We start from the raw sequence: 16,071 nt of genomic DNA on the forward strand, positions 1-16,071 counted from the left end.
CTTTATACTGATCCAAAAGGCCTCACAATGAGGCCTTTTTTCGTTTTTGGACGAGATTAAAATAGTAGCTCTAGAAGCCTTTCCAATCGAAGTCATCAATTCGCTCGTCGGCGATATAAAATAGTTTAGTGCCGCTGCTGACAACTTGGTCTAGTTCTGGGTTAAGTTCAATACCACTCCCAGTATCAATCGCAATCAGCGTTGCTTTGTACTTCTCTTTAAACACAGAGAAAATAGGCGCGACGGTGACAGGCTCAGCATCTTCAGGGAAATACGTTGAATATTGTGTCATACCTCTTGTTGAGCTCAATAGCTCTTGATGAAGCGCACTTGAACCTGGGTCTACCGCAGCCTTTGCTAGCATCTCTGCACCCACAGCCGGAATACATTCAGAGTTTGGACAATGTTTGTGTAGCAGGTCGCTCAACGCTTCATCTTTAAAATAAACCAGTAAGTGAGCTTTCGGATTTCGGTTAGCACAGTAAAGTGCCGCAGACAGGGTAATGTCGTCTTCCGGGTTATCAATCAGGATGCAACTCGCAGACTCAATACCCGTTTTCTCCATCTCTTTGCCATCTGTGTAGCTGTTTACTTTGACGAAATTGATTTCGCCGGGTAACGGGTTTTCGATATCTGAACGAGTACATAATACGATTGGTCGCTTACCCGTTTCTTCGTGTTGCAGCATGCGGATGAGGTGAATAGTTCTTTGTTCATTCCATCCCAGCATCAAAATGTGGTTGTCCACTCTAACTCTCCTTTTCCCTAGCAAGCCCGCTCGCCAATATTCAACACCTTCTGTTGCCACTTTACCGAGTAATGCGGCAAAAAGGCTGAGTCCACCCGGAATCACAAATAGAATGACTATCCACTGCCCCGCAGCCGTGGTCGGTGACAAATCACCATAACCTACTGTAGAAGCCGTCACCACCAAGTAGTAAGCAAATACGGTAACCGAACTGGTTAAATCTGTTTCACCCGCCAAATACAACATCAACCACGATAGAGCTATGTAGCCAAGAAAAGTGAACAGTAAGTTTTTGCCATTCAAAACAAAGATGTTTGCTTTGATCCAGCGTTTGAGTTGTAACCAGATTATCATTCGAGCCCCAATCTTAATCTCTTACTTACATGCTAGAAAAAATACGCGATATCAACAAGATATATCATCAGAAAAAGATACATAAGAACAACATTGATATCGATAGCCAATATTCAGATACAAAAAAACCAGCACTCGGCTGGTTTTTCTCTTGATGGTAAAGCAAAACAGTGATTAAGCTGGACTGCTATATATCATCACGGCAACGAAATTAAGCGTTGCCTTTAACCTGTAGGTTAAGCTGTTCGGCAAAATCTAGCATGCGGTTCAATGGGATAAGAGACTTCACACGTAGTTCGTCAGAAACGAAAATTTCGTGTTGCTTACCACCATGCTCAAGTGCGTTTTCAATCGCTTCAAGGCCATTCATAGCCATCCAAGGACAGTGTGCACAGCTGCGACAAGTTGCACCAGCACCCGCAGTCGGCGCTTCAATCAGCTCTTTTTCAGGAACCAATTGCTGCATCTTAAAGAAGATACCTTTGTCTGTCGCGACAATCATCTGTGGATGAGGAAGCTCTTTCGCCTTCTTGATCAGTTGGCTTGTTGAGCCTACAGCATCAGCCAGTTCAACCACGCTTGCTGGTGATTCTGGGTGAACCAAAATAGCCGCTTCTGGGTAGACCGATTTCATTTTCTTCAAAGCATCAGCTGAGAATTCATCATGAACGATACACTCACCTTGCCAAAGCAACATGTCAGCGCCAGTTTGATTTGCAATGTAAGAACCTAGGTGGCGGTCTGGCCCCCAAATAATGGGTTTGCCTTCAGCGTCCAGGCTTTCAACGATTTCTAAAGCGATGCTCGACGTAACCACCCAGTCTGCACGAGCTTTAACCGCTGCAGAGGTGTTCGCGTATACAACCACGGTATGGTCGGGGTGAGCATCACAAAATTCTGCAAATTTGTCAGCAGGACAACCCAGATCAAGTGAACATTCAGCTTCAAGCGTTGGCATTAAAATGCGTTTTTCAGGGGTAAGGATCTTTGCAGATTCACCCATAAAACGAACACCAGCGATAATCAAAGTGCTTGCTGAATGACGGTTACCAAACTTAGCCATTTCTAATGAATCGCCAACGAAACCACCAGTTTCTTCTGCCAGAGCCTGAATTTCAGGATCGGTGTAGTAGTGTGCAATTAGAACTGCATCTTTTTCTTGAAGTAGTTTTTTGATGTTTGCGATGTGGGCCTGTTTCTGAGCGTCGCTCAATGGAACTGGCTTAGGCGGAAACGGGTAAACTGTATCGATTTTATCTAGTATATGACTCATTGCTCTTGCTCTACGCAACTTCTTCCGAGGATTAGAGTATTCTACACAGGACAGCGATGAGGATCAAAAAGGATTGGTTGCAAGTAGTGACTAGCTAATACTTAAAACGCATAAACAAGGCGATGTGTTGGCAGCATAAAGAAGATAAGTAGACACTAAACGGGAGTGCTCAGGTATAAAAAAGAGGTACCTGAGCACCCCTATTTTGTTTTACAAGTGGGTTTTAGCCACTTTAGCCGAAGCACTGTTTGGGTACTCGGTAACGACTTGTTGGTAATATTTCTTAGCTTGCGTCGCGTTATTGTTGCGCGCAGCTATGTCACCAAGCTTAACCAGCGCATCTGCTCGCTTGTTGGAGTCTTTGTACGACACAACAGCGGCAAAGCTCTTCACGGCTTCTTTATCTTGCTTCTTAGCGAAATAAAGCTGACCTAACCAGTAATGTGAGTTAGGTGTGAAGGTTGAATCTGGGAAGTCTTTTTGAAACTTTTGGAATGCTGCGATAGCGCCCGTGTAGTCTCGTTGCTTTAGAATCATATCTACAGCATTTTGATAAGCGGTTTGCTCATCGACATCAGTACTGAACGTACCAGAAGCGTCTTTAGAGCCTTCGCTCGCCGCTACTGCTACCGTTGCCGTTCCTGCTGCTTTCACCTCGCCTCTCACACGATCCAGTTCAATGAACAGTTCGCGTTGGCGCTCTAGCATTTGCTTCATATCGTAGCTGTTTCGTTCCAGCTCACCACGAAGTTCACTGATCTCCAGTGCCATGTCGTCGATTTGCTGTTGCATTTGAAGCTGAACGAGATTGCGATTTTGAAGCAGGCGCTCTAAACGCTCAATATCTGATTCGTTAGATGCAGACGCTGCTCGAGAGGAAGATGATGAATTGGTTGCGGTGCTATTGAGATCGGATACTGGAGCTGGTGCAGCGAACGTAGTGTTCGCTGCACTTGCCAGTAACGAAAGCAAAATGACTCGCTTTGTGTTACTGAACATGAGGCAATTCCTCAATTATATAGTCTACTAAAATTAGTAAACTAGTACTGCGCGACGGTTTTTAGCGTACACATCTTCAGATTGACCTAGAAGAAGTGGCTTCTCTTCACCGTAGCTTACGATAGAGATTTGGTCTGCTTGAACACCTAGAGCTTGTAGGTATTTCGCTACAGCTTGTGCACGACGCTCGCCAAGTGCGATGTTGTACTCAGGAGTACCGCGTTCGTCAGCGTGACCTTCGATAGTAACGTTCATGTCAACGTTGTTGCTTAGGTAAGCTGCGTGAGCTGCTAGAATTTCTTCGTAGTCGCCAGCGATAGTAGAGTTATCGAATGCAAAGTAGATTGTTTGAGTTTCGCGTAGCGCTTGCTCTTTAAGCTCTTGCTCAGACAGTTGAGCGTTAGCATCAATTGGCGTTACAACAGTTGTGTCTACGTTGCCTTCTGAACCTGAAGTTGTTTGGTTGCTTTCAGTACCTGAAGTTGCAGATGTTGCTTCATCAGTTGAGCTACATGCCGTTACTGCCATCACTGGTAGTGCAATCATCAAGCCTTTAAGAACTTTGTTAAGTTGCATCTTTTTTTCCTTACGTTATCAAACTTAGTTTCTACAGCGACTAAGTGCTATAGATAGTTAATTGCCACAATAGTTAACACTATCAATAGCTAAAAGAATGTATCACTTTAACTAGAGGAACGGTGACCATGCAGGCGCTCTTACACGTCCGTTGGTTGCCGGTAATCTAGCTTTGAAACGGCCATCGATAGAAACCATCGATAATACGTTTGTTTTGTTGTAAATAGAGCTATAGATAACCATACCTCCATTTGGCGCAATACTTGGAGATTCATCTAACAATGTCTTTGTTAGCACCTGAACCGCACCGGTTTCCAAATCTTGCTTAGCCAAGTTGAAGCCTGAATTACTGCGATTGACCATGATTAGGAATCGACCATCAGGGGTGATCTGGCCACCTAAGTTTTGGCTACCTTGCCAAGTAATACGAGAAGTCGAATTATTGGACAAATTTACATTATAAATCTGTGGTTTACCACCACGATCCGATGTGAAAATAAGAGACTTGCCATCTGGGTGCCAGAATGGTTCCGTGTTATTAGAACGGCCACGAGTAATTTGAGTCAGCTTACGGCTAGCAAGGTCAAGTGTGTACACCTGAAGGCTGCCTGTTTTAGACAATACCAATGCCAATGTTTTACCATCTGGCGAGAATCTTGGCGCACCATTATGACGAGGGTATGACGTTACTTTCTCACGCTCACCCGTGTAAATATTCATGATGAATATTTCAGCTTGGCCATTTTGGAAACTCACATAAGCAAGCTTTTTGCCGTCTGGTGACCATGCCGGTGACATTAGAGGTTGCTTAGAACGAAGTACCAAGCGCTCGTTAAAACCATCGTAGTCAGCAACACGAAGTTGGTATGGGTATTTATCTTTGTCGTTCACTACCACATAAGAAATACGAGTTAAGAACGCACCTTTCTCGCCAGTCAGTTCTTCATAAACTAAATCAGAAATACGGTGTGCATACTCTCTCAAGCGTTTACCAGGAACTGTCGCTTTCTTATTGAACAACACGTGGTCTTTAGAAAGTACCAGTTGGCCCTCATCACTTAACGCACGGCTTTGTCCTTTGGTCAGTTGACCACGAACAATGTCAATCAACTGGTAGTTGACTACATATTGCCCTTCGGCATTTTTAGTGATGCTACCTGTTAGCAATGAATCAACGCCTAAGTTAGTCCAAGCATCAAAATCCACCTCACTTTCGCTGTAAGGCGTCTGTGGCATCTTGCTTGTTGCAACTGGGCTGAATTTACCACTGCGTTGTAAATCAGAAGCAATAACTGCTGATACATCGTGTGGCAATTGTTCTGCACCTTCCCAACGGAAAGGGACAATAGCGATAGGTCTTGCGGAGTTAATACCGTCTGTAATAACCAGCTCCAGTGCCGCGTGTGCAAACTGGCTGCTTGTAGCTATTAAGAAAACAAAACTCAGTAATAGTTTCTTTAACACAAGTTCGTCCTTTTACTCTGGTGATACAGTTAAGTTAATGTCTTTCAGTGATTTCACAATGTCTGGGTCTTTCGGCAACGGGTACGATTGCACTTGTGCCACAGCACGCTTGGTTGCTGCACATAAACGGCTGTCGCCATCTAAGATACTTAAGCTACCCAATATCGCGTTAGAGCCCGTTGGAATCAGCTTAAGGTTCACTCGACATGACCGTCCTCTATAGCTGTCTTCTAGCAACAGGTTCTGCTGAATCAGTTGGGTATAAATAGCGCCATAACGCTGTGCTTCATCACTAATAAACTGTTGTCTTGCTGAAGAGTTTTGAGTCGATTCAGTCTCCAGTCCAGCAAAGATGTCGTTCAATGCTGCTTCTTGCTGTTTACGCTCTTTTTCAGCTTTTGCTGCAGCTTCTTTTGCTTTGCGCGCTTTCTCCGCTGCGGCTGCCGCTTCTTTCTCTTTCGCTATACGTTGCTTTTCAGCACGTTCAGCGGCTTCTTTTTCTTTACGAGCTTTATCTGCAGCATCTTTCGCGGCCTTTTCTTTTGCCACGCGTTCTTGTTCAGCTTTAGCTATCGCCACTTCTTTGGCTTTGCGCTCTTTTTCCGCTTTCACAACCGCTGCTTCTTTCAATTTACGATCAGCTTCTGCTTTAGCGGCTTTCTTTTGTTCTTGCTTTAAACGAGCCTCTTCAACTTTACGTTGTTTTTCATTCTCAACTCGACGCTTTTCGGCTTCGCGAGCGGCTTTCGCTTCTTTAGCCTGCTTTTCTTTCAGCTTTCGAATGTTCTCTTCTTCAGCTTTACGATTTTTTTCAAGTCGTTCGCTTTCACGTCTTAGTTTGTCTAGACGCTCTTGCTCTTTCTTACTCGCTGCTTCTCTTTGTTGGCGAATCTGTTGAGCTTGTTGGCGAACCAACTGCGGATCAATCACCACGGCTTGAACCATCTGCCCAGTAGGCTTTGGTTCCGACATTGTGAAATCCGCCCCCCAAATAAGCGCAACGAATAAGATGACGTGCAGCCCAAGAGAGATAAGAAGCGGTGATCTAAAATTATTGGATTTCTTATTATTCGCTTTCATGAATGCTACGGAGCTATTCCCTTATATCCGTTAATAGGCCAACCTTTGGCACACCTGCACGGCTTAATTCATCAAGTAATAAAACCACTTCAGCGTAAGGCGTTGCGGCATCACCACCAACTGCCACTGGAGAGTTTGGCTTAAGAGACAGCTCGGCTTTCACTCGGACGATAATGTCTTCCATTGATAAACCACGCTGTACTTCTTCGTTGTTCACACTCAAGCCAAGCTCACCGTCTTTGTTCACTTCAACGATAATAAAGCTCGCATTGTCGTCACCCAATAGATCTTGTGCAGACTGAGCCGTTGAAGCCTTAGGCAATTCAACGTCTACGCCTTGAGTAACGAATGGCGAAGTCACCATAAAAATAATCAGCAAAACAAGCATAACGTCGATGTAAGGTACAACGTTAATCTCTGCTGTCATTTTGCGTTTTTTAGGTTGGTATCCGGCCATCTATTATTCCCTGCCAGCCATCGCTTGACGGTGAAGAATACTGTGGAACTCTTCAGAGAAAGTCGCATAGTTATGTTCGAGTTTACCTACACGGCTACTGAAGCGGTTGTAAGCCATAACAGCCGGAATCGCAGCGAATAGACCCATTGCTGTTGCAATCAGTGCTTCTGCAATACCAGGCGCAACCATTGCGAGTGTCGCTTGCTTCACTTCACCTAATGCGATGAATGAGTGCATGATGCCCCACACCGTACCAAACAGGCCGATATAAGGACTGATAGAACCCACTGTCGCTAAGAAAGGTAAGTTAGTTTCTAGCTCATCCACTTCACGGGCAACCGCAACACGCATTGCACGACCTGTGCCTTCCATAATGAAGTCAGGAGAAGTGGCATTAGATTTACGAAGGCGAGCAAATTCAGTGAAGCCTGCGTAGAAGATTTCTTCAGTACCAGAAAGATCGTCTTTGCGCTTATTGCTCTCTTGGTACAGCTTTGCGAGATCAACGCCGGACCAGAACTTATCTTCAAATACGTCAGTTTGTTTAGAAGCTTGAGATAATACTTTACTTCTTTTTATGATCATTGCCCAAGAAACAACAGACATGCCCATAAGAATCAGCATGACCATCTTAACTAGTAAGCTAGCTTCTAAAATTAGGCCTAAGATTGAGATTTCAGCAGTCACTATTCGTTAGCTCCGTGAGAATAAATGTTGGCATTGCTTTGGGTTTCATTTTTTGATTATCGATACATGCTACCTTAACCATTGCTTTACACAATGCCTTGCCATCAGGATTTACGATCTCTTGACAGAAGACCAAGGTAGCTCGCTTCAACTCGTAAATATTTGTAATGACTTGTAAAGAATCATCAAGTCGCGCACCTTGAATAAAATCAATGTCCATATGTCGGACTACAAAACCGATATTTTGTTCTAACAAGACTTGCTGAGAGACGCCAATTGAGCGCAACATCTCAGTTCGAGCGCGTTCGAAAAACTTAAGATAGTTTGAATGGTATACAACACCACCTGCATCGGTGTCTTCGTAATACACTGTCACTGGCCACGTAAATGGCTTAGATATTCCCTGCAATTTGATACCACAATCCAAAACGATAAAGATCTCACTATAACCTAACTCCTTATCATTAATAGTATATCGCTGTGAATTTTTTGATTTAATAGACGAAAAAAAAGGCCATCTGTATAAGATGACCTCTTTTTGACTAAAAACCCAACAAGTATAAAGGTTCACGTCGTTATGAACCTAAATCTTCTGCCTTTTATAAAAGGCGCAACACCGTTAGGTAGAGCAAAATTGTGAGTGAAACGTATGGGCTAAACAGTAGCTGCCACATCCAAGCTCTAGGCTTAAACCCGATACCGTAAACCATGCTTGAGCACACTGCCCAAATAAACATTGGCCCGATGATCGCGTTAAAGCCACCGATGCTTGTCGCATACGCTTCAGGATCCCACATCACTAAACCAACATGCATGAAACCCAATACGAGGGATAAAGCTCTTAACAGAGTCTTATCCATTGGTTGATGCAGTTTAGCGATTTGCTCCGCGAGATTACTCACTGTCTTTATCCATCATTTCTGAATGCTCTAACCATAGAGCATTGATGATGCCGAATGCACATGCTAGAAGTACACCCAAAATCCATGCGAAATACCACATAAAATTTCTCCTAAGTTATTTAACTTCTAGCTTAGTAAGCTGAAACGTCGTTATCTTCGATATGTTTCTTATCTAGACGACCGAACATTTTGTAGTATGTCCAAGTTGTGTAGCCAAGAATCACAGGAACCATTACCGCCGCAACTCCGGTCATAAGACCAAGCGTTAACTCACTCGCTGTTGAATCCCACATAGTCAAACTATGGCTAGGGTTCAGGCTTGATGGCATTACGAATGGGAACATTGCAAAACCAGCCGTTAAAATAACACCAGCGTTAGATAGGCTTGAGAACAAGAATGCGAAACCACCACGCTCAAAGCGAGATGCAATCACAGCAAGCAGTGGCATTGCTACACCAAGGATCGGCGCAGCCCACATTGCTGGATACGTTTCGAAGTTTGTCATCCAAGCACCAACTTGAAGTGATACTTCTTTGTTTAGTGGGTTTGAATCAGCAAACGTGTCCATCGTGCTAGTGATTACATAGCCTTCAATAGACTGAACCCAGAAGCCACCGATAACGAACAGAGCGATAGCGATTAGGCCCGTGATCTGAGCAACGTTACGAGCGCGGCTGTGCAGTTCTTCTGTTGTCTTCATTTGAAGCCATGTTGCACCTTGCATCACGAACAACATCAGAGCCAACACACCACAAAGCAATGCAAATGGGTTAAGCAGAGCAAAGAACGTACCATGGTACTTAGACATCATAAATTCGTTCAGATCAAATGGTACACCTTGTAGTAGGTTACCAAATGCCACACCGAAAATGATTGGTGGTACTGTGCCACTAAAGCAAAGTGCGTAGTCCCAAGTTTTACGCCATTTTGGATCTTCAATCTTAGAGCGGTAATCAAGAGCAAGTGGACGTAGCCAAAGCGCTGCTAACGTCGCGTACATTGCGAAGTAGAAACCAGAGAAAGACGTCGCGTAAACCAGTGGCCATGCAGCAAACAATGCACCACCAGCAGTGATAAGCCAAACTTGGTTGCCATCCCAGTGAGGGGCAATCGTGTTTAGCATAATACGACGTTCAGTGTCGCTCTTACCGATAACAGGAGAAAGGGCTGCAACACCCATATCGAAGCCATCAGTTACGGCGAAACCAACCAGTAGAACACCGATCAATACCCACCAAATAAGTCGTAAGCTTTCGTAATCAAACATAATATTCCCTCACTTATACTTCGACTGAACGGCTAACTTTGTCTTCAACAGAGTTATCGTTTTGTTCGAAGTGGTAACGGCCTGTCTTTAAGCTACTTGGACCTTTACGTGCGAATTTCAGCATTAGGTAAACTTCAGCAATCAAGAACACTGTGTACAGTGCCAGAATCGCGAATAGAGAAGTCCAAAGCTGTTCAATAGTCAGTGCTGATGCAGCCACATTAACCGGTAGGATTTCACCAACCGCCCATGGCTGACGACCAAACTCAGCAACGAACCAACCTGCTTCAATCGCAATCCAAGGTAGTGGGATTGAGAATAGCGCCGCTTTAAGTACCCATGGTTTCTGTTCGATCTTCTGACGACACGTTTGAACAAACGCCGCACCGAATACAAACAGCATGATGAAGCCACAAGCAACCATCAGACGGAATGACCAGAATAGAGGCCAAACTGTTGGGATAGAATCATCCGCAGCCATTTGGATTTGATCTTCTGTTGCATCAACAACGTCATCTGTGTAGCGCTTAAGAAGCAGACCGTAACCTAGGTCACCTTTCACTTCGTCGAACGCTGCGATGTTTTCTTCAGACTTGTCGCCTGAACGTAGCTTTTCAAGCAGCTCGTATGCGTACATACCAGTGCGGATACGATCAACGTGATCATCACGTAGGTCACGTAGGCCCGTTACTTCAGTATCAAGCGAACGCGTTGCAATGATGCCCATTACGTATGGGATTTTAATTGCGTAGTCAGTATTCATTGTTTCTTGGTTTGGAATACCAAAAACAGTAAATGCGGCTGGTGCTTCTTCAGTATGCCACTCTGCTTCTACCGCAGCGAGCTTCACTTTTTGAACTTCACCAAGCTCGTAGCCAGATTCATCACCTAGTACGATTACTGACAGGATCGCCGCCATACCGAAAGATGCTGCAATCGCAAAAGAACGACGAGCAAAGGCAAGGTCACGACCTTTAAGAATGTAGTATGAGCTGATACCAAGGATGAACATTGCACCCGTTGTGTAACCAGACGCCACTGTGTGTACGAATTTAACTTGCGCTACTGGATTTAGTACAACTTCAGCGAAGCTCACCATTTCCATACGCATGGTTTCAAAGTTAAATTCCGCACCCACTGGGTTTTGCATCCAGCCGTTCGCTACCAAGATCCAAAGCGCTGAGAAGTTAGAGCCAAGTGCTACTAACCACGTTACCGCTAAGTGCTGACGCTTCGACAATCTGTCCCAACCGAAGAAGAAAAGACCAACAAAAGTAGACTCTAGGAAGAATGCAACAAGCGCTTCAATAGCTAGCGGAGCACCGAAGATGTCTCCAACGTAGTGAGAATAGTAAGACCAGTTTGTACCAAACTGAAACTCCATGGTTAAGCCTGTCGCTACACCAAGAGCAAAGTTAATACCAAACAATTTACCCCAGAACTTGGTCATGTCCTTGTAAATTTGTTTGCCCGTCATTACATATACTGACTCCATAATGGCAAGAAGAAATGCCATACCTAAGGTCAGTGGAACAAATAGGAAGTGATACATCGCTGTAAATGCAAACTGCAATCGCGACAGATCAACAACATCAATCATGGTAACTCCTTTGTGTCGGCTGAATGACACTTGTGTGATTATTCACCGCAAAAATCCATGTTAAAACAATTTATGTAATTGTTATTACAAATTGAAATTTGTAGCAAAAACGTACCGTTATAGTTAGATTATTGTTAAGCATGAGCTAATATAGCTGGCGCTAATATTACTGGTAAAATCAGTATGTTTCAAAAGGTTTATAGGAGAACCTTGCGTTGATTTGTATCAATTTTATTCGAGCAAATTAGAGTTATTTTTGTACAATCATGATTAAAATCACACCAATTTAGCCTCTGTTAATAACAGCGCATGATATCTGTGACAAAAGCTCAGCACCACTTCAACATACGAATTACAACTACCTATAAAGTATTAACAAAAAATATGACAACTTATTTCATTTTTTGCTAGCCAAATCAAACCTGCAATCAAAGTTTTCATTTTTGACAGAGGCTATTCAGCCTTTTTATCGAATCGCTCAAAGAGTTGTTATTCAGTAAAAAGCAAAAAATCCCAGCGCTTATGCAACTGGGATCTTTAGAAATGAATAAGTTAACGATTAGAAGGTTTATCTATTCCGAAGTGTAAATACGCTCTGTCGGTCGCGATTCGACCTCTTGGCGTTCTTTGTAAGTAACCTTGCTGAATCAAGTAAGGCTCCAACACATCTTCAATGGTGTCTCTCTCTTCACCAATCGCAGCTGCCATGTTGTCGATACCAACCGGACCACCACCAAACTTCTCCATGATCGCAAGCAGAAGCTTTCTATCCATGTAGTCGAAACCTTTAGCATCGACATCCAGCATGTTGAGTGCTTTATCTGCAACGTCTGGGCAAATATGTCCATCGCCTTTCACTTCCGCATAGTCACGAACACGACGTAGTAGACGGTTAGCAATACGTGGTGTACCACGCGCACGGCGAGCAATTTCTAATGCACCTTCAGACTCCAGAGATAGGCCAAGGCAATCCGCGCTGCGTTGAACGATATTTTGAAGATCTTCTACTTTGTAGTACTCAAGACGCTGGGTAATGCCGAAACGGTCACGTAACGGAGACGTCAGTGAGCCAGCGCGAGTGGTTGCGCCAATCAAAGTGAAAGGAGGAAGATCAATCTTGATAGAACGTGCCGCAGGGCCTTCACCAATCATGATATCCAATTGGTAATCTTCCATTGCGGGATACAACACCTCTTCAACCACTGGGCTCAGACGGTGGATCTCATCAATGAACAGCACATCATTTTCTTCAAGGTTAGTCAGTAGCGCCGCAAGGTCACCGGCTTTCTCTAGAACAGGGCCTGAAGTGGTACGGATGCTCACATCCATTTCATTGGCAACAATGTTTGCCAACGTGGTTTTACCTAAACCGGGAGGGCCAAAAATCAACAGATGATCCAGAGCTTCATTTCGCATTTGAGCGGCTTGAATGAAAATCTCCATCTGGTTACGAACGTGGTCCTGACCTTGATAGTCGGCTAGCGCCTTTGGACGTATTGCACGGTCGATAACATCTTCATCTTTAAAGACCGGATTATCCGGTGCAATCAGGCGATCGGCTTCAATCATAAATTCTGTTATTCCTAACTCTGCGCACAGGCAAAGTGAATGAGTCTATTTTGTAGAACAAGTATATGAGGTATTAAACCATCGACTTCAGTGCTTCGCGAATCAATTGTTCGCTGGTCATGCCATCTTTAGCCACTTGAGCAACAACTTTAGAGGCTTGAGTCGGTTTATAACCCAACGCAAGTAGTGCGCTTACCGCTTCTTCTTCAGCATCGTGAACCGCTGGCATCGAGTCCATTGGCGCAGCATCCGTTGCAGGCGTAAACAGATCACCTGCGCCCCACCCTTTCAGGCGGTCTTTCATTTCAACAACCAGACGTTCTGCGGTTTTCTTACCCACACCAGGAAGTTTAACCAGCGTAGAGATATCTTCACGTTCAACACTCTGAACAAACTGGCTAGCGGTCATGCCTGAAAGTATGCCAAGACCTAGCTTAGGACCTACACCATTTGCTTTGATGACTTCACGGAACAGAGCACGCTCTTTTACCGTATTGAAACCATAAAGTAGCTGCGCATCTTCACGTACGACAAAGTGAGTGTAGATAATTGCCTCTTCGCCAACGTTTGGTAATTCATAAAAACAGCTCATTGGCATTTGTACTTCATAACCAACACCACTGACTTCGATTAGCAACTCTGGTGGCTGTTTTTCTATTAATGTACCGCGTAGGCGTCCGATCACAATTCACTCTCTTGATGGAATATTATTTGAGGGACAGAATATAAAAGAACTGGATGCTTATCCAGTTCTTTGTGTTTATTAAGGTGATTTATTTAAGCTTGCTTAGCTTGGGAAACCACACTATTCAGGCTTTCAACCAGTTCTTTTACCGAAGTAACATGGCCTGTTAATTCAGAACCATAATTGGCTACTAAACCCGATACAGATTTAGTTTCTGCCACACTCTGCGCCACCTCTGAACTCGCGAGATCGAGTTCTTTCAGAGAGCTCATCTGCATAGCCATGATATTGGTGAGCTGATTAACATCAGTAGAAATGGTTTGCACCTCTGAGATGATGCCGTTCATTTCATTCGCCGTAGTTTCAATAATGGCTCGACCGTTTTCTACTTCTTCTTTACTGCGATCTAACAAGGTTCGAATTTCTATTGCTGAATGACTGCTTTTCGCCGATAGCTCTCTCACTTGATCGGCCACAACAGCAAAGCCTCGTCCTTGTTCACCGGCTCGAGCGGCTTCTATTGCTGCGTTGAGTGCTAATAGGTTGGTTTGTTCGGCTACGGAAGTAATCAAATCGGCGACTTTCATGATCTCTTGATTACTTTGAATGATCTGGCTGATTGCACTGGTTGAGGCTTCTAGTGACTCAGAGCTCTTTTGCGCTTTGGTTCCAACCGCTTCACTGCGCTCTTTCAGTTCACCCACAAATGAATTGGATTCTTCGATACCTTGAGTCATTTGATGCAGTTGTTGGCTCATCTGTTCTGCTGCACTCGCCTGAGATTCACAATTGATGTTCAACACCTCAACTTGAGCATGCAGATCTTGCGACTGCTGGTCTAAATGAATAGATACGCCCTGTAAACTTTCAGAGTTTGAGTTAGCTTGGTCAAGGACAATGGAAAGTCGACCTTCACTTTGCGTAGCTTGGTTGGCAACGTGTTGGCTTTCTGAAATCGCATCCTCTGCCATTTCGATCGCCACCTCTTTCTGTTTCGCAGTAAATGCTTGGGCAATGCAGATCACCACCAGCGGCATAATCACACCAGACCAAGTTTCTACCACTACCGCATCAGGGGTTAGCTCAAGCTGGGGAAATACAAATCCATTGAGATGTGCTGAGGTCATCACTAATGAAACACCGATAACCAGTCCACTCCACACCAAAGCCACAATTCGTGTTCCAGATAAGAAGAAAGCGACCACTAACAAAGGCACCCAATAAGCTTGAGTGGAAGCCACAACCCCACCGCTTTGGTAAATGATGTTCAACGCGTGGACAGCCATGCCGACAAAACCAAAGTTAAGTGCAAGGCTCGGCTTACTCGTCACACGAAGTAGCAGTGCAGAGATCAGTTCGAATACGATAAGAAATACAGATGTGGCGATCAGAAGTTGCTCTTCGTGCTTAGTCCACTTGATTAAGCTATAGACGCCCACGAAGAATGCGATAAAAGTGAAGAGTAATAAGATATCGGCTTGTCTGACTTCATTGTTACTCCACCCATTGCTTTTGAGTAGAAACAGCGCGCGCCACAGCTTGATTGGGTTCATCAGTGATCATCCTTGATTAACTTGTAAGACCTCCGACCAATGTTAATAACATGTTAAATGATACGCAATGTTATTATCTGGGTTATGTCCGAAAGATCTCATTTCATCAAGGATTTAGCGGCGTATTGTGTTGATATGAGCCAAACCGGCTGTAAGGCTCATCAATAGAATAAGTTTAAAAGGCAGAATATTAGGAACTAACAATAGAATGAGATTTAACGGTAACGCCCTTTTCGAGCGCCTGTTGCCTTACCAGCCAATGCGATTAAGGTTTTGTTGGTGTTAGCATGAGTAATAGCCACACCGAGAGCATCTGCAGCATCGGCTTGTGGTCTCGCTGGCAGTTTAAGCATACTCATTACCATGTTTTGAACCATTAACTTATCTGCACCGCCGTTTCCTGTTACCGCTTGCTTGATTAACCTTGCCGCATATTCATGTACGGGTAAATCCGCATTCACGGCTGCCACTATCGCGCTACCACGAGCTTGTCCAAGCTTAAGTGCTGAATCGGCATTCTTAGACATAAATACTTGTTCAATGGCGAATACGTCAGGCTGAAACTGAGTAATGATCTCACTCACGCCCGCATAGATTTGCTTTAAACGACCTGGCAGTTCTTTCTCGGAAGTACGAATACAACCACTACCTAAGTAATATAGATGACGACCATTTTGACGAATCACGCCATAGCCGGTAATGCGAGAGCCAGGGTCAATCCCTAAGATAATAGACATAACTTCAATACTGATTATTTATACATGCTTTTCAGCTTAGTATATCGAACGCAAAAAAAAATGCCCGTCAAATTAACGGGCATTTTCTAATTTACTCACAAATCTTGGCTAATTAATTA

The 16,071-nt window shown here is 44.1% G+C and carries 17 protein-coding genes; all 17 read right to left on the minus strand.

Going from position 1 to position 16,071, the window contains the following annotated elements:
* Window positions 1-70 precede the first annotated feature (70 nt).
* The gene (locus L3V33_RS08515; protein ID WP_054547305.1) at window positions 71-1,102 is read right to left on the minus strand and encodes a potassium channel family protein; all 1,032 of its coding nucleotides are present in this window, start codon (window positions 1,100-1,102) and stop codon (window positions 71-73) included.
* Between the two features lie 211 nt (window positions 1,103-1,313).
* Window positions 1,314-2,375, minus strand: coding sequence for a quinolinate synthase NadA (gene nadA, locus L3V33_RS08520; protein ID WP_146455881.1), 1,062 nt, complete (start codon window positions 2,373-2,375; stop codon window positions 1,314-1,316).
* A gap of 210 nt (window positions 2,376-2,585) precedes the next feature.
* Entirely contained in the window at window positions 2,586-3,374 is a 789-nt protein-coding gene (ybgF, locus tag L3V33_RS08525) for a tol-pal system protein YbgF (RefSeq protein WP_061021792.1), read from the minus strand.
* 33 nt (window positions 3,375-3,407) lie between these two features.
* On the minus strand, window positions 3,408-3,950 hold the full coding sequence (gene pal, locus L3V33_RS08530; protein WP_004736484.1) for a peptidoglycan-associated lipoprotein Pal: 543 nt from the start codon (window positions 3,948-3,950) through the stop codon (window positions 3,408-3,410).
* A 111-nt stretch (window positions 3,951-4,061) separates the two neighbouring features.
* Window positions 4,062-5,414: a Tol-Pal system beta propeller repeat protein TolB gene (gene tolB / locus L3V33_RS08535; protein ID WP_237290241.1), complete on the minus strand. Its 1,353-nt coding sequence runs from the start codon at window positions 5,412-5,414 to the stop codon at window positions 4,062-4,064.
* Window positions 5,415-5,426: 12 nt separating this feature from the next.
* Window positions 5,427-6,494: a cell envelope integrity protein TolA gene (gene tolA / locus L3V33_RS08540; RefSeq protein WP_237290242.1), complete on the minus strand. Its 1,068-nt coding sequence runs from the start codon at window positions 6,492-6,494 to the stop codon at window positions 5,427-5,429.
* 13 nt (window positions 6,495-6,507) lie between these two features.
* On the minus strand, window positions 6,508-6,951 hold the full coding sequence (tolR, locus tag L3V33_RS08545; protein ID WP_004736481.1) for a protein TolR: 444 nt from the start codon (window positions 6,949-6,951) through the stop codon (window positions 6,508-6,510).
* Window positions 6,952-6,954: 3 nt separating this feature from the next.
* Entirely contained in the window at window positions 6,955-7,638 is a 684-nt protein-coding gene (gene tolQ / locus L3V33_RS08550; RefSeq protein ID WP_171310808.1) for a protein TolQ, read from the minus strand.
* The gene (gene ybgC / locus L3V33_RS08555; RefSeq protein ID WP_017078182.1) at window positions 7,628-8,065 is read right to left on the minus strand and encodes a tol-pal system-associated acyl-CoA thioesterase; all 438 of its coding nucleotides are present in this window, start codon (window positions 8,063-8,065) and stop codon (window positions 7,628-7,630) included. The genes tolQ and ybgC overlap by 11 nt, the downstream gene beginning before the upstream one ends.
* A gap of 172 nt (window positions 8,066-8,237) precedes the next feature.
* A complete protein-coding gene (gene ybgE / locus L3V33_RS08560) occupies window positions 8,238-8,540 on the minus strand; it encodes a cyd operon protein YbgE (RefSeq protein ID WP_017055065.1) in 303 nt (100 codons plus the stop codon).
* Window positions 8,533-8,640 carry a cytochrome bd-I oxidase subunit CydX gene (gene cydX, locus L3V33_RS08565; protein ID WP_000270284.1) on the minus strand — a complete coding sequence of 36 codons (108 nt, stop codon included), beginning with the start codon at window positions 8,638-8,640 and terminating at the stop codon, window positions 8,533-8,535. Before cydX ends, ybgE begins: the two co-directional genes overlap by 8 nt.
* Before the next feature lie 31 nt (window positions 8,641-8,671).
* A complete protein-coding gene (cydB, locus tag L3V33_RS08570; protein ID WP_054547301.1) occupies window positions 8,672-9,808 on the minus strand; it encodes a cytochrome d ubiquinol oxidase subunit II in 1,137 nt (378 codons plus the stop codon).
* Window positions 9,809-9,821: 13 nt separating this feature from the next.
* On the minus strand, window positions 9,822-11,408 hold the full coding sequence (gene cydA / locus L3V33_RS08575) for a cytochrome ubiquinol oxidase subunit I (RefSeq protein WP_004736475.1): 1,587 nt from the start codon (window positions 11,406-11,408) through the stop codon (window positions 9,822-9,824).
* A gap of 552 nt (window positions 11,409-11,960) precedes the next feature.
* Complete coding sequence (gene ruvB, locus L3V33_RS08580; RefSeq protein WP_017083931.1) at window positions 11,961-12,977, minus strand: Holliday junction branch migration DNA helicase RuvB; 1,017 nt, start codon at window positions 12,975-12,977, stop codon at window positions 11,961-11,963.
* Window positions 12,978-13,050: 73 nt separating this feature from the next.
* Entirely contained in the window at window positions 13,051-13,662 is a 612-nt protein-coding gene (gene ruvA / locus L3V33_RS08585) for a Holliday junction branch migration protein RuvA (RefSeq protein ID WP_017111036.1), read from the minus strand.
* Window positions 13,663-13,754: 92 nt separating this feature from the next.
* A complete protein-coding gene (locus tag L3V33_RS08590; protein WP_237290243.1) occupies window positions 13,755-15,215 on the minus strand; it encodes a methyl-accepting chemotaxis protein in 1,461 nt (486 codons plus the stop codon).
* A 215-nt stretch (window positions 15,216-15,430) separates the two neighbouring features.
* Window positions 15,431-15,952, minus strand: coding sequence for a crossover junction endodeoxyribonuclease RuvC (ruvC, locus tag L3V33_RS08595; protein ID WP_237290244.1), 522 nt, complete (start codon window positions 15,950-15,952; stop codon window positions 15,431-15,433).
* Between the last annotated feature and the right edge of the window lie 119 nt (window positions 15,953-16,071).

It is taken from the genome of Vibrio sp. A2-1 (assembly GCF_021728355.1).
GTDB classification, from domain to species: Bacteria; Pseudomonadota; Gammaproteobacteria; order Enterobacterales; family Vibrionaceae; genus Vibrio; species Vibrio splendidus_K.